Source organism: Streptomyces sp. NPDC045022, from assembly GCF_056432605.1.
Genome location: NZ_JBWKIR010000009.1, coordinates 66,959 through 80,738 on the forward strand (window position 1 = coordinate 66,959; position 13,780 = coordinate 80,738).

Genomic DNA, 13,780 nt, shown 5'->3' on the forward strand with positions numbered 1-13,780 from the left:
GCCCGGCCGGGGGCGACGCTTCCTCACCGGGCGCCGGTGCCTCCGAAGCACGCCGCAGATCTGCTCCCGCCGGGGGCGTGGGCTCCCCGGGCGCGGCCTCCTCCCCGGGCGCCGGTGCCTGCGCAGCGGGGCGCCGCCGACTTGTCCCGGCCGGGGGCGACGCTTCCTCACCGGGCGCCGGTGCCTCCGAAGCACGCCGCAGATCTGCTCCCGCCGGGGGCGTGGGCTCCCCGGGCGCGGGCCCCTGCCCGGGCGCCGATGACTCCGAAGCAGGACACCGCAGATCTGCTCCCGCCGGGGACGCGGGCTCCCCGGGCGCGGCCTCCTCCCCGGGCGCCGGTGCCTGCGCAGCGGGGCGCCGCCGACTTGTCCCGGCCGGGGGCGCGGCTTCCTCATCAGGCGCCGACGGGGCCGCGGGTCCCTCCCCGGGCGCCGGTGCCTGCGCAGCAGGACGCCGCAGGTCTGCTCCCGCCGGGGGCGCGGGCTCCTCGGCCGTGCTCTGCGGCTCCCCGGTCAGCGCCTCCGCCAGCCAGGTCAGCTGCTCCCTCAGCACCGCCATGTCGGCCTCGGCCGCCCGGTGCGCGGTGCGGAAGGCCGGGTCCCGGCGGGCGTCCTCGGGGAGGGGGTCCCCGGTGATCGCCGCCATCAGGGCGTCCATGCCGTCGCGGGCCACGCCGTCCGGGCCCTCGTGTTCGGCGGTCACGTCACACCACCTCGTCCTCGTGCAGCCGCTCGCGCAGGGCGCGGACCGCCGTGTGCAGCCTGCTCTTGACCGTGCCCTCGGGAATGCCCAGCTCCGTGGCGATGCCCCGCACCGGCAGGTCGGCGAAGAAACGCAGGACGAGCACCTGCCGCTGGGCGGCGGGCAGTTCGTCCAGGCCCCGGGCGACGGCGAGGGAGAGCAGGCTGGTCTCCTCGCCGGAGGGGTGCACGGGCTCGCGCAGCGCCGCCAGCCGCTCCCCCAGCCGTTCCTGGCGCCGCTTGGCCCGGTGCCAGTCCATGGCGAGGTTCGATGCGACCACCGCCGCCCACGCCGACACGTCCCGCGGTGCCTGGCGGCCGCTCGCGGTCCGCTCCAACAGCCGCAGCCGGACCTGCTGCACCCCGTCCGGCAGGTCCGACTGCGGCACCCCGCCGAGCGCGAGCACCGCGCGCACCCGGCGTTCCTGGGCCGCGTCCAGCGGATCGTCGACCCCGTGGTCTCCCCCCTGGCCGCGGCGGGTCCTTCCGCGCAGCACAGCCACCCCTCTCCTCGCCGCGTTTCCCCTATGACGCGAGTGGGGGCGGAAACGTTCGAACCGGTTTCCGGAATCTCCTCGTCGATCTTTTCTTCACATTGTCTCCACTGACCCCATGACCCCATGACCCCAATGACCCCCAGGACGCACATCACCAAAGGCGCCAACACCCCTGTTCCGACAGGCACCCTTGCGGGTCACGGTCGGCCGCAGCACCGTCCCCGGCACGCCGGCCGTGGACGCGTCCGCGCTGCTCCTGGACGCGTCGGGCCGGGTACGGGGAGACGCGGACCTCGTCTTCCACAACCAGCCCGTGCACCCGTCCGGCACCGTCCGGCACGCGGGTGTCGCACAGGGCGGCGGGCAGTTCGCCGAGTGGTGCCGTCGTCCGCCACCGCCTGGACGTACAACCCCGGTATCTGCCCGAACGTCCCGCCGCCGCTACACCAACGGGACCCGCGGCGTGGGCCTGACGTTCGGCTCGGGCGCCGCTGAGCGGTCCGTGCGGGTCAAGCACTCGGGCGAGTGGAGTCTGCGGCTGCTGCCCGAAGAGGAGGCGCCGCGGATCACCGGCCCGGTCGAGGGCTTCCCGTCCGGGGCGATCAGGGCGGCTCCTGCTTCGTGATCGTCAGCGCCCCGGAGAACACGAGCCGGCGGCTCGAACCGGTACCGGTCGGTGACGCGCCCGTGCTCGGCAGGCGGACCCAGGGCACCGGATACGGAGTCGTACGTCACACCGGTCCGGAGACCGAGGTGTCGTTCGTCTCCACGGGCGGCATCCAGCACCTCTTCCAGCTGGACGAAAACCTGTTCCCCCGGCACGAAGTGACCGCAACTTCCGGCCCGTACCGCGTCTCGGAGGGAATCCTCCACGTCCGGGCGATCGGCGAGTGGGTGATCGAGATGCCCGGCTGACCAGAGTTCCCGTCCATACCCTGGGCAAACGATTGGACACACCGGCCGGGGTCCCCCGCATGATGGAAGGGTCCCGGCCGCCCGGGCACGCACACGCACGTCACGCAGAGGAGTCGCGGTGAAGGTAGGAATCGTCGGAGCCACCGGTCAGGTCGGCACGGTCATGCGCGGGATCCTCGTGGAGCGGAACTTCCCGGTCACCCAGCTGCGCCTGTTCGCCTCGGCCCGCTCGGCCGGGTCGGTGCTGGACGGCGTGACGGTGGAGGACGCGGCGACCGCCGACTACACCGGCCTCGACATCGTGCTCTTCTCCGCGGGCGGCGCCACCTCCAAGGCGCTGGCCGAGAAGGTCGCCTCCCAGGGTGCCGTCGTGATCGACAACTCCTCCGCCTGGCGCAAGGACCCCGAGGTCCCGCTGGTCGTCTCCGAGGTGAACCCGCACGCGATCGCCGACCGCCCCAAGGGCATCATCGCCAACCCGAACTGCACCACCATGGCCGCCATGCCGGTGCTGAAGGCGCTGCACGAGGAGGCCGGTCTGGAGGCGCTGATCGTCGCCACCTACCAGGCGGTGTCCGGTTCCGGTCTGGCGGGCGTGGCAGAGCTGCACGGCCAGGTGCAGAAGGTGGCCGCCGAGGCCGACAAGCTCACCCACGACGGCGCGGCGGTCGACTTCCCCGAGCCGCAGGTGTACAAGCGCCCCATCGCCTTCAACGTGCTCCCCCTCGCGGGCAGCATCGTCGACGACGGTCTGAACGAGACCGACGAGGAGCAGAAGCTGCGCAACGAGTCCCGCAAGATCCTGGAGATCCCGGGGCTGAAGGTCTCCGGCACCTGCGTGCGCGTCCCCGTTTTCTCGGGCCACTCCCTCCAGGTCAACGCCCGTTTCGCCCGCCCGATCTCTCCCGAGCGTGCCACCGAGCTGCTCGCGAAGGCCCCGGGCGTCGCCCTCTCCGAGATCCCGACCCCGCTGCAGGCGGCCGGCCAGGACCCGTCGTACGTCGGCCGTATCCGCCGCGACGAGACGGTGGACAACGGCCTGGCCCTGTTCATCTCCAACGACAACCTCCGCAAGGGCGCCGCGCTGAACGCGGTGCAGATCGCGGAGCTGGTGGCGGCGGAGCTGTCCGCCAAGTAACCCGCCGGTACGCGAGGGGCGGTCACGTTCGCGTGGCCGCCCCTTCGGCCGTCGACGACTTCCTGCGGCCGGTGATCAACGGCGTCCGCGCCAACTTCCTCACCGCCCGCGCCGCCGCCCGCCGCATGGCCGAACGGGGCTCCGGCGTGATCCTCACCCTCAACAGCGGCTCCGCGCACGGCAGTCCGATGATGGGCGGCACCGGCCCGGCCGACGCGGCCACCGACACGCTCGTGCGGAACCTCGCCGTCGAGCTGGGGCCGCGCGGGGTGCGGGCGGTGGGCCTGTGGGCGGCCGGGGTACCGGAGACGCTCACCCACGAGAAGCTCGCCGCGGTCAACCCGGCCATCGACGCCGCCGCCGTCCGGGGCATCATCGCCGGCCTCGCCGGGATGCGCATGACCCGCCGCAACCCCACCCTCGCCGAGGTCGCGGCCACCGCGGTCTTCCTGGCCTCCGACCACGCGGCCGGCATCACCGGCACCTTCGTCAACGTGACCGGCGGGATGGTCCCGCGCTGAGTGCGTGAAGAGAGGGCGCCCGGCACATCGCGGGGCGCCCTCGTCCTCGTACGAACTACTGGGCCGCCGCGTCCGCCGCCTGGGCCTTCAGGGCGCGCTCGACGCCCGAGCGGGACTCCGAGACGAGGCGGCGCAGGGCCGCGTTCGGCTCGGCGGAGGACAGCCAGGCGTCCGTCTTGGCCAGGGTCTCCTCGGAGACCTGGACCGACGGGTACAGGCCGATGGCGATCTGCTGGGCGATCTCGTGCGAACGGGAGTCCCAGACACCCTTGAGGACCTCGAAGTACCGGTCCCCGTAGGGCTCCAGCAGCTCGCGCTGGTCGGTCTGCACGAAGCCGCCGATCACGGCCTCCTGGACGGCGTTGGGGAGCTTGTCGGACTCGACGACCGACGCCCACGCCTCCGCCTTGGCCTCCGCCGTGGGACGGGCCGCGCGGGCGGTGGCCGCGTGCCGCTCACCGGCCGCCGTCCTGTCCCGCTCGTACTCGCCCGCGATCTCCGCCTCGTCGAACCGGCCGACCGCCGCGAGCCGCTGCACGAACGCCCAGCGCAGTTCCGTGTCCACGGCCAGGCCCTCGACGGTCTGCGTGCCGTCCAGCAGGCCCTCCAGCAGGTCCAGCTGCTCGGGGGTGCGCGCGGTCGCCGCGAACGCCCGCGCCCAGGCCAGCTGGTGGTCGCCGCCCGGCTCGGCCGCGCGCAGGTGGGCGAGCGTGGCATCGGTCCACCGGGTCAGCAGGGACTCGCGGGCGGCCGGGTCGGCGTACAGGTCGATCGCCAGCTTGACCTGGCGGTGCAGGGACTGCACGACGCCGATGTCCGACTCCTTGCCGATGCCGGACAGGACGAGGGAGAGGTAGTCGCGGGTGGCCAGCTCGGCGTCCCGCGTCATGTCCCACGCCGACGCCCAGCACAGGGCGCGGGGCAGGGACGCCTCGAAGTCGCCGAGGTGCTCGGTGACGGTCCTCAGCGACTCCTCGTCCAGGCGGACCTTGGCGTAGGAGAGGTCGTCGTCGTTGAGCAGGACGACCGCGGGGCGGCGCTTGCCGGTCAGCTGCGGTACGGCGGTCAGCTCGCCGTCGACGTCCAGCTCGATCCGGTCGGTGCGCACCAGCTTGCCGGAGCCGGCGTCGAGGTCGTACAGGCCGATCGCGATGCGGTGCGGGCGCAGGGTCGGCGCACCCTTGGCGCCGGTGGGCAGGGCGGGGGCCTCCTGGCGGACGGCGAAGGACGTGATGGCCCCGTCGGCGCCGGTGGCGATCTCGGGCCGCAGGATGTTGATGCCGGCGGTCTCGAGCCACTTCTTCGACCAGGTCTTCAGGTCGCGGCCGGAGGTCTCCTCCAGGGCACCCAGCAGGTCCGACAGGCGCGTGTTGCCGAAGGCGTGCCGCTTGAAGTAGGCCTGCACGCCCTTGAAGAACTCGTCCTCGCCGACGTACGCCACGAGCTGCTTGAGCACGCTCGCGCCCTTGGCGTAGGTGATGCCGTCGAAGTTGACGAGCACGTCGTCCAGGTCGCGGATGTCGGCCATGATCGGGTGCGTGGACGGCAGCTGGTCCTGCCGGTACGCCCAGGTCTTCATCGAGTTGGCGAACGTGGTCCACGAGTGCGGCCACCTCGAGCCGGGCGCGGCGGCCTGGCAGGCGATGGAGGTGTAGGTGGCGAACGACTCGTTCAGCCACAGGTCGTTCCACCACTCCATGGTGACCAGGTCGCCGAACCACATGTGGGCAAGCTCGTGCAGGATCGTCTCCGCGCGCACCTCGTACGCCGCGTCGGTCACCTTGGACCGGAAGACGTACTGGTCACGGATGGTGACCGCGCCCGCGTTCTCCATCGCGCCCGCGTTGAACTCGGGCACGAAGAGCTGGTCGTACTTCCCGAACGGGTACGGGTGGTCGAACTTCTCCTGGAACCAGTCGAAGCCCTGCCGGGTCACCTCGAAGATCGCGTCCGAGTCCAGGAACTCGGCGAGCGAGGGCCGGCAGTAGATGCCGAGCGGCACGGACTGCCCGTCCTTCTCGTACACGCTGTGCACCGAGTGGTACGGGCCGACGATGAGCGCCGTGATGTACGTCGAGATGCGCGGCGTCGGCTCGAAGCTCCAGACGTTGCCCTTCGGCTCCGGCGTCGGCGAGTTGGATACGACGGTCCAGCCCTCGGGCGCCTTCACGGTGAACCGGAAGGTGGCCTTCAGGTCCGGCTGCTCGAAGGAGGCGAAGACGCGGCGGGCGTCGGGGACCTCGAACTGGGTGTAGAGGTAGGCCTGCTCGTCGACCGGGTCGACGAAGCGGTGCAGGCCCTCGCCGGTGTTGGTGTAGGCGCAGTCGGCGACGACCCGCAGGACGTTGCGCCCCTCCAGCAGCCCCGGCAGGGCGATCCGGGAGTCCTCGAAGAGCTCGGCCGGGTCCAGGTGGTCGCCGTTGAGGACCACCTCGTGGACGGCCGGCGCCACCAGGTCGATGAACGACGCCGCGCCGTCACGCGCGACGTCGAAGCGCACCGTGGTCACGGACCGGTAGGTACCGCCCTCCTGCGCGCCGGAGAGGTCGAGATCGATCTCGTACGAGTCAACGGTGAGCAGCTCCGCCCGCTGCTGTGCCTCTTCGCGAGTCAGGTTTGTGCCAGGCACGCGGTCATCTCCTCGTTATGTGTGGGTCGCGCCATCCTTCCATGGCACCTACGGGGAACGCGATGTCCGGTTCCCGCCGGTGAGCGTGGCGGCGCGGCGGGACGCTGGGGGCATGACGACCTACACCGCACGCCCCGTCACGGCCGGGGCCCTGGAGGAGCTGCGCACCGCCGACGACGCCGGCCGCCCGCTGCGGCCGTTCACCGATGACGACGGCGGGGCACCGCTGCGCTGCTGTCTGCGCCGCAGCGCGCCGGGCGAGCGGATCGCCCTGGTCGCGTACGCGCCGCTGCGCCGCTGGGCGGCCGAGGCGGGTGTCGATCCCGGTGCCTACGACGAGCAGGGCCCGGTCTTCGTCCACGCCGAGGCCTGCCCCGGCCCGGACGGCGACGCCCTGCCCTTCCGCGGCACCGGCGCCCACCGCACGGTCCGCCGCTACTCGGCCGACGGCCGCATTCTCGGCGGCCGCCTGGTCGAGGACCCGTCCGGCTTCCAGCCGGCCTTCACGGAGGCCTTCGCCGACCCGGAGGTGGCGCTGCTGCACGTGCGGGCGGTGGAGTACGGGTGCTTTCTGTACGAGGTGCGGCGGGACCAGTAGGGCGCGTCCGTCACACGCTCGCGCGTGGTCGGCTTTCCCGCAAGCGGCGGGAGCCGCGCAGCATGACGGTGCCCACCAGGAAGGTGGTGAACAGGAAACCGGTGCCGCCGAGTTCGGCGGGCCGGCGGCGCAGCAGCGCGCTGTAGCCGGCGAAGCAGCAGGCGGCGGCGAGCATCCACAGGTCACCGGCTGAGAAGGCCGCGCCGCCGCCTCCCACGAGCAGCGCCACGCCCGCCCAGGCGACGAGCAGCCCGGTGGTGCGCCGTGTGCCGAGCCGTACGCCGCCCAGCCGCTCGAAGACCGCCATCAGCACCGGGGAGGCGGCCATGATCATGCCTATTGTGGCGGCCTGGGTGGTCACCCCGGCCTGGTTGACGAGCGTGTTGTAGAGCGCGACGCCGAGCAGCGAGGCCAGGAGGGCGAACCCGAGGTACCGCCGGAGCAGCGCCCGCTGCCGCCAGGCCTGCCGCGCGCCGAACGGGGCGACGGCGATCAGCGCGATCACCCAGCGCCAGAAGGCCTGCTGGACGGGCGGGACGCTGTCGTGCAGGCCTCGGGCGGTGACGAGGCTGCCGGACCAGACGACCGTGGCGAGGGCGGCGCAGGCGAGGCCGAGCAGGGGGCCGGCGGCCGTGCGGGACGGGGCGGCGGAGCGGGTCGAGGCGGTGGTCCGGTGCAGGACGGCGGCCACAGGGGTCCTTTCGCTGGGTGGTGGGCGGGTTCTGTCCCTACCGTCGCAGCGCCGGAACTGTCAGGTCCATCGAATCTTTTCGACCGTTCCTTTCAGAGGAGCTGAACGATCGCCGTCCGGCACCTCCGAGCTGTCCGGCCAGCATCGCCCCGAACGCCAGCGTCATGCCCGCCACCTGCATGGGGGTGAGCGCCTGACCGAGGGCCGCCCAGCCGACGACGGCCGCGGTCAGCGGGGAGAGCGGGCCGAGGAAGCCGACCTGGACGGCGGTGAGCCGGCCGATGCCGCGGAACCAGAGCCAGTAGCCGACGGCCGTGTTGGCCAGGGCGAGGTAGAGGTAGCCGCCGACGGCCCGGCCGTCGAGGGCGGGCGGGGCGCCTTCGACCAGGAGGGCGAGCGGGGCGATGAGCAGGCCGCCCGCGGTGAGCTGCCAGCCGGTGAGGGCCAGCGGGCCGACCCCGTCGGGGCGCCCCCACCGCTTGGTCAGCACCGTCCCGGTGGCCATGGAGGCGGTGGAGGCGACGGCCGCGAGCACCCCGACCGCGTCCAGGGCGCCGGCCCCCTTGAGTACGACGAGACTGACGCCGAACGCGGCGGTGATCCCGGTGGCGAGCGTGCGCGTGGCCGGCCGCTGTCCGAGCAGCAGCGCGGACAGGCCGACGACGAACAGCGGCTGGACCGAGCCGACGACCGCGGCCATCCCGCCGGGCAGCCGGTACGCCGACACGAACAGCAGCGGGAAGAAGGCGCCGATGTTCAGCGCGCCCAGCACGGCCGCCTTGGCCCACCAGACACCGCGCGGCAGCACCCGCGTGACGGCGAGCAGCAGCAGGCCGGCAGGCAGGGCTCGCATCAGGGCCGTGAACAGGGGGCGGTCCGGCGGCAGGAACTCGGTGGTGACGGCGTAGGTGGTGCCCCAGGAGACGGGGGCGAGGGCGGTGACGGCGATCAGGACGGCGGGGCGGGTGGCGCGGCTGGCGGCCATGGGAAGCACCCTTCGGGGTTCGCGGCAAGCTTAGGTCACTGCTGATTAGCTTAGCACTAAGCAACTTAGGGTCAAGTAACTGTCTTGCGGTCGACCGGAGACGGACGGATACTCACCGCATGCAGCAGCGCAAGGACCCCGTGGACGCGATCATCGACCAGTGGGCGCAGGTGCGGCCCGACCTCGACACCAGGGCGATGGAGGTCTTCGGCCGCGTCTTCCGGCTCGCGCGCGCCATGGGCGACCGGATGGAGAAGGCGTACGAGCCCTACGGCATCTCCCGTGGCGAGTTCGACGTGCTGGCCACCCTGCGCCGGGCCGGCGAGCCGCACACCCTCTCCCCCCGCCAGCTGTCGGCCACCCTCATGCTCACCACCGGCGGCATGACCGGCCGTCTGGACAAGCTGGAGCGGGCCGGGCTGTTGCGCCGCTCCCCCGACCCGCACGACCGGCGCGGCCTGCAGGTGACGCTCACCGAGGAGGGCCTGCGGGTGATCGACGAGGCCGTCGGCGCCGGCCTGGCCGAACAGCGCGACGCCATGAACGCCCTGACCGCCGAACAGGCCGGCCAGTTGGCCGACGTGTTGCGGGAGCTGCTGGACGCGACCGTGAGCTAGCCGCTCCGGACGTCAGCCGGCCGACGTCACTTCGCGGGGCCGAGGCCGCGCGTCACGGCCGGCCGGGCCCCGCCGCGCAGAGCGGCGTGATCAGCACGCAGAGCGGCATGATCAGCAGGAACCGGCCGCCGCCGACCGGAACTGGTGGCGCGGCCGGGGCCGATCGTGCAGTGCCAACCGACCGCGTCGCACCCCTGATCGGCGCACCCCCGGAAAACACCGAGGGCGCCGGCCTCACCCCGGTACGGCGTGTGCGCGTACCGGCGGGAGGACAGGCGCCCCGGCGACAGGAACCGTGGTCCGGTCAGGCCTTGGCCTCGGACCTGACGTTGATGTTGGACGAGGTGTCGTCCTTCTTGGACTGGGACCTGTCCAGCACCATGACCAGGCCGGCGATGACCACGAACAGCGCCACCGGGAGGAACACGTAGAGACCCAGCGTCTGGATGACGCTCAGGCCCGGGCCGGGGTCGTCGCCGTCGTCGCGGGTCAGCGCGAGCGCGGGGGACGACATGAGCAGCATCATCAGCGTCGTACCGGCGGCCAGGGCGCCGGCGCGCAGGGCGTTCTTCTTGTCCACGGAAATCAAGTTAGCGAACCGCCCCGCCGGGTGCGCGCCCGGGGTGCCGTATGAGCTGCCCGCGCCCGGCCGGCCGTCATCCGCGCAGCACCTCCAGCAGTGCTCTCAGCCGAGGTGAAGCCGTCAGCTCCTCCAGCGGCACCGGGCGGCCCTCCCGGTCCGCGATCGGCAGTCGCCAGTTGGGATATTGGTCCCATGTGCCCGGCAGGTTCTGCGGGCGGCGATCGCCCACACCGTCCGGCAGCCAGACGCCGATCAGCCGGGCCGGGGTGCGCAGCAGGAAGCGGTGGACGGCGCGGATCTCCTCCTCCTCGTCGGAGCCGGGCGGTCCGGCCGCCGGGCTGTCGAGCAGGCCGAGGCTGCCCAGCAGGGCGAGCCACTCCGCGGCGTCGGCGGTGGCCTCGGCGCGTTCCTCGGCCGCCGAACGGGTGAGCAGGCCGAGGCGGTCGCGCAGGTCGACGTGGTCGCCGGTGAGCCGGGCGGCGGTGGGCGGCAGGTCGTGGGTGGTGGCGGTGGCCAGGCAGTCGGCGCGCCAGCGCTCGGGCGGCAGCGGGTGCCCGTCGCCCTCCCAGTCCCGTTCGAACCACAGCACGGAGGTACCGAGCACACCGCGCCGCTGGAGCGTCTCGCGCACGCCGGGCTCGACGGTGCCCAGGTCCTCGCCGATGACGACCGCTCCCGCGCGGGTGGCCTCCAGGGCGAGGAGGGCGAGCATGGCGTCGGCGTCGTAGCGGACGTAGGTGCCCTCGGTGGGCGGGCTGCCCTGGGGCACCCACCACAGCCGGAACAGGCCCATGACGTGGTCGATGCGCAGCGCGCCGGCGTAGCGGAAGAGGGCGCGCAGGAGGTCGCGGTAGGGGGCGTGGCCGCAGGCGGCGAGCCGGTCGGGGCGCCAGGGCGGCAGGCCCCAGTCCTGGCCGCGGGCGTTGAAGGCGTCCGGTGGGGCGCCGACCGATGTGCCGGCGGCGAACACGTCCTGCTGCGCCCAGGCGTCGGCGCCCACGGGGTGCACGCCGACGGCGAGGTCGTGCACGATCCCGACGGGCATGCCGGCCTCGCGGGCGGCGCGCTGGGCGGCGCGCAGCTGGCCGTCGGTGAGCCAGGCGAGGCGGGTGTGGAAGGCGACGCGGTCGGCGAGTTCGGTGCGGGCGCGCGCGGTGGCGGCCGAGCGGGGGTCGCGCAGCCCGTCCGGCCAGCGGTGCCAGTCGGAGCCGTGGATCTCGGCGAGGGCGTACCAGGTGGCGTGGTCGTCGAGGGCCTGGCCGTGGGCGGCGCGGAAGTCGTCGTAGGCGGCCTGTCGGCCGGGGCCCAGGGGGACGGCCAGGACCAGCTCCAGCGCCTCGCGCTTCAGTTCCCACACCGCGTCCCGGTCGATGAGGGCGCCCTTGTCCAGGACGGCGGACCGCAGCCGCTCGGCCCGCTCCAGCACGGTGCCCAGACGCTCGCGGTCCTCGACGTGGGCGAACTCGGGGATCTCCTCGATCCGCAGGTGCACGGGGTCGGGGAAGCGGCGGGAGGAGGGCCGGTACGGGGACGGGTCGGTGGGGGCGCCGGGTACGGCCGCGTGCAACGGGTTGACCTGGACGAATCCGGCGCCGGCGGTGCGTCCGGCCCAGCCTGCCAGCTCGCCGAGGTCGCCGAGGTCGCCCATGCCCCAGGAGCGGTGGGAGAGCAGGGAGTACAGCTGGACGAGGAGGCCGTAGGAGCGTCCGGGCGGGGCGGGCAGCCGGTCGGGGGCGACGACGAGGTGGGCGTGGCCGGTCCGCCCGTCGGGCGCGAGCGCGGTCAGCCGGTGGACGCCGAGCGGGAGATCCGTGGTCCCGTCCCTTTCTTCGCCCTCCTCGGTCTCGACACACAGCCGGGTGCCGGCGGGCAGGGCGGCGAGGGCGGCCGGGGGCTCGGCGCCGGTCCACTGGACCACCGTCGGCGGCAGCAGGCGCTCGCGCAGTTCGCGTTCCCGCTCGGTGAGCGCGGTGCGTACGGCGTCCGGGGTGCCCGCGTCGACGCCGAGGGCGGCCAGGGCGGCGACCACGGCGGAGGCGGGGACCGCGACGGTACGGTCCGGCGCGGGGCTGTAGGAGGTGGCGACCCCGTGCAGCTCGGCGAGCCGCGACAACTCGTGGCCGGACGTCCGGGGCGGTTCCGCGTCGTCGTGCGCCGCGGCCATCTACAGCCCCAGCGCGAGGGAGTCCGGGATGGGGTCGGACTCGCTGGTCAGCGGGGCGGTCTCGGCGAGCGGGGGCTCGCTGGTCAGCGGCTCGGCATCGGGCAGCGGCGGCTCGCTGGTCAGCGGCGCCTGTGCGCAGGCGCTCTCGGCGCTGAAGACGTACAGCAGCGCCGCGTCGGTCACGGCGGACTGCTCCGCCACGGGTTTCCACTGGGCGGGGAGAGGAAGGTGAGCCGGTGCGGCCACGGGGGACTCCTTGTCGGTGGGGTGATCGATGTGTCACGGACGATCGTGGTGGATCGCGCTGGATCATCGGTGCGGTCGTCGGCGGATCGGGTGCTGCGGTCTGTGACGGGTTACGGCAGGCCTACCCAGTGATGGCGTCGGCACTCACGACCGCTGCCGGAGCACCTGATGGAGTGGCCGTGATCCGCTACCGCGCCGGTGATCGATAGAGGGGTTGTGAGACTGTTCCGCCCCATGGGGGGCCAGCGGGAGAAGGACGACGGTGCCGGCGGGGACGCGGCGCTGTTGCGGGCCGTCGCCGCGGGGGACGGGGCCGCGATGGCCGCCCTGTGCGACCGGCACGCGGGATGGCTGCACGCGCGGCTGACGCGGCGCTGTGCCGACCCCGAGGTCGTGCGCGAGGTGGTGCAGGACACGTTCGTCGCGGTGTGGCGGTCGGCGGCCGGGCACCGCCGGGCGGGCGCCGGCGGCTGGGGACGCTGACCGCGTCGGCTGCGGCGCTGCTGCCGTCGGCGGTGCTCGGGCATCCGGAGGTCTTCGGGCCCCCGGCCGTGATCCGCAACACGCTGGGATGCACGGGTGTCACGGCGGCGGCCGCCGTGCTGCTCGGCGCGCGGTTGAGCTGGCTGCCGGCCTTCGGCTATGTCACCGCGGTGTATCTGGCCTCGTCGGGGGCGCGCGGCCGCGCGGTCAGCGTCTGGGCGTGGCCGATGCAGCCGGGTGCGCAACCGGGCGCCTGGGCGGCTGCGCTGACCGCGTTCACGCTGGGCGCCGCGCTGTACGCCGTGCCGGCGCGCGCCCGGAAGGCCCTCGCGGCTGATTCCCGGGCGCGCCGGCCGACCTGAAGCGGCACGGGGCTGCTTCGTACCGCAGCCACCCCGACACACAACCGGCCCGAATCGGCTAGGCGGAGATGCCGTCGATTCGGGCCAGGGCGTCGTCCGCGCCGAACGGCTGCAAGTAGGGCAGCCAGCGCGGGTCCCTGTGGCCGGTGCCGATGATGCGCCAGGCCAGTCCGGTGGGTGGGGCGGGTTTGTGGCGCAGCCGCCAGCCGATCTCGACCAGGTGACGGTCGGCCTTCACGTGGTTGCAGCGGCGGCAGGAAGCCACCACGTTGTCCCAGACGTGTTTGCCCCCGCGGCTGCGCGGGATGACGTGGTCGACGCTGGTTGCGACGCCACCGCAGTACATGCACCGGCCCCCGTCGCGCGCGAAGAGCGCCCGCCGGGTGAGCGGAACGGGCCCGCGATAGGGGACCCGCACGAATCGCTTGAGCCGGACCACGCTGGGTGCGGGGACTGTGACGGTCGCGCTGTGCATATAGGCGCCGGATTCCTCGAGCGAGACGGCCTTGTTCTCCAGGACGAGGATGAGCGCGCGGCGAAGCGGTACGACGCCGAGCGGCTCGTACGACGCGTTGAGGACCAGGACGTGCGGCACGGGTGCCTCCTTGGG

General features: G+C 73.5%; 13 protein-coding genes and 4 pseudogenes. 8 read left to right on the top strand and 9 right to left on the bottom strand.

Features of this window, described 5'->3' with window-relative positions; translation table 11 throughout:
• A pseudogene (locus tag AC07C1_RS17995) lies at positions 1-703 on the bottom strand (hypothetical protein); the annotation flags it as partial.
• 1 nt (position 704) lies between these two features.
• The gene (locus AC07C1_RS18000) at positions 705-1,238 is read right to left on the bottom strand and encodes an RNA polymerase sigma factor (RefSeq protein ID WP_478940414.1); all 534 of its coding nucleotides are present in this window, start codon (positions 1,236-1,238) and stop codon (positions 705-707) included.
• Between the two features lie 190 nt (positions 1,239-1,428).
• Here AC07C1_RS18000 and AC07C1_RS18005 point away from each other — a divergent pair, with 190 nt between their 5' ends.
• The 4 genes and pseudogenes from AC07C1_RS18005 to AC07C1_RS18020 all read left to right on the top strand — a co-directional run.
• Positions 1,429-1,863 (top strand): TerD family protein, encoded by a 435-nt coding sequence (locus tag AC07C1_RS18005; protein WP_478940044.1) that lies wholly within the window; start codon positions 1,429-1,431, stop codon positions 1,861-1,863.
• Positions 1,860-2,153 carry a hypothetical protein gene (locus AC07C1_RS18010; RefSeq protein WP_478940045.1) on the top strand — a complete coding sequence of 98 codons (294 nt, stop codon included), beginning with the start codon at positions 1,860-1,862 and terminating at the stop codon, positions 2,151-2,153. The genes AC07C1_RS18005 and AC07C1_RS18010 overlap by 4 nt, the downstream gene beginning before the upstream one ends.
• Positions 2,154-2,271: 118 nt before the next feature.
• A complete protein-coding gene (locus AC07C1_RS18015) occupies positions 2,272-3,291 on the top strand; it encodes an aspartate-semialdehyde dehydrogenase (protein WP_478940046.1) in 1,020 nt (339 codons plus the stop codon).
• An 86-nt stretch (positions 3,292-3,377) separates the two neighbouring features.
• A pseudogene (locus AC07C1_RS18020) lies at positions 3,378-3,812 on the top strand (SDR family oxidoreductase); the annotation flags it as partial.
• A 55-nt stretch (positions 3,813-3,867) separates the two neighbouring features.
• Here AC07C1_RS18020 and pepN read toward each other — a convergent pair.
• A complete protein-coding gene (gene pepN / locus AC07C1_RS18025; RefSeq protein WP_478940048.1) occupies positions 3,868-6,441 on the bottom strand; it encodes an aminopeptidase N in 2,574 nt (857 codons plus the stop codon).
• Between the two features lie 112 nt (positions 6,442-6,553).
• Here pepN and AC07C1_RS18030 point away from each other — a divergent pair, with 112 nt between their 5' ends.
• Positions 6,554-7,039, top strand: coding sequence for a DUF1203 domain-containing protein (locus AC07C1_RS18030; protein ID WP_478940049.1), 486 nt, complete (start codon positions 6,554-6,556; stop codon positions 7,037-7,039).
• A 58-nt stretch (positions 7,040-7,097) separates the two neighbouring features.
• On the opposite strand, the pseudogene AC07C1_RS18035 reads toward AC07C1_RS18030, so the two are convergent.
• Positions 7,098-7,718 (bottom strand): annotated as a pseudogene (locus tag AC07C1_RS18035) (DMT family transporter); the annotation flags it as partial.
• 49 nt (positions 7,719-7,767) lie between these two features.
• On the bottom strand, positions 7,768-8,715 hold the full coding sequence (locus AC07C1_RS18040) for an EamA family transporter (RefSeq protein WP_478940051.1): 948 nt from the start codon (positions 8,713-8,715) through the stop codon (positions 7,768-7,770).
• Between the two features lie 119 nt (positions 8,716-8,834).
• Between AC07C1_RS18040 and AC07C1_RS18045 the strand changes: the two genes are divergently transcribed.
• The gene (locus tag AC07C1_RS18045) at positions 8,835-9,332 is read left to right on the top strand and encodes a MarR family winged helix-turn-helix transcriptional regulator (RefSeq protein ID WP_478940053.1); all 498 of its coding nucleotides are present in this window, start codon (positions 8,835-8,837) and stop codon (positions 9,330-9,332) included.
• A gap of 304 nt (positions 9,333-9,636) precedes the next feature.
• Here the strand turns inward: AC07C1_RS18045 and AC07C1_RS18050 are convergent, their stop codons facing one another.
• From AC07C1_RS18050 to AC07C1_RS18060, 3 genes are all read right to left on the bottom strand, one after another.
• On the bottom strand, positions 9,637-9,912 hold the full coding sequence (locus AC07C1_RS18050) for a hypothetical protein (protein ID WP_478940055.1): 276 nt from the start codon (positions 9,910-9,912) through the stop codon (positions 9,637-9,639).
• A 76-nt stretch (positions 9,913-9,988) separates the two neighbouring features.
• Positions 9,989-12,079: a 4-alpha-glucanotransferase gene (gene malQ, locus AC07C1_RS18055; protein WP_478940056.1), complete on the bottom strand. Its 2,091-nt coding sequence runs from the start codon at positions 12,077-12,079 to the stop codon at positions 9,989-9,991.
• Positions 12,080-12,325 (bottom strand): hypothetical protein, encoded by a 246-nt coding sequence (locus AC07C1_RS18060; RefSeq protein WP_478940058.1) that lies wholly within the window; start codon positions 12,323-12,325, stop codon positions 12,080-12,082.
• 234 nt (positions 12,326-12,559) lie between these two features.
• Here AC07C1_RS18060 and AC07C1_RS18065 point away from each other — a divergent pair.
• Positions 12,560-12,799, top strand: a pseudogene (locus AC07C1_RS18065) (RNA polymerase sigma factor); the annotation flags it as partial.
• Positions 12,754-13,170, top strand: a complete 417-nt coding sequence (locus AC07C1_RS18070; RefSeq protein ID WP_478940059.1) for a hypothetical protein — start codon at positions 12,754-12,756, stop codon at positions 13,168-13,170. The pseudogene AC07C1_RS18065 and the gene AC07C1_RS18070, both read left to right, overlap by 46 nt.
• A 58-nt stretch (positions 13,171-13,228) precedes the next feature.
• Here AC07C1_RS18070 and AC07C1_RS18075 read toward each other — a convergent pair whose 3' ends face one another.
• The gene (locus tag AC07C1_RS18075) at positions 13,229-13,765 is read right to left on the bottom strand and encodes an HNH endonuclease (RefSeq protein WP_478940061.1); all 537 of its coding nucleotides are present in this window, start codon (positions 13,763-13,765) and stop codon (positions 13,229-13,231) included.
• Positions 13,766-13,780 lie beyond the last annotated feature (15 nt).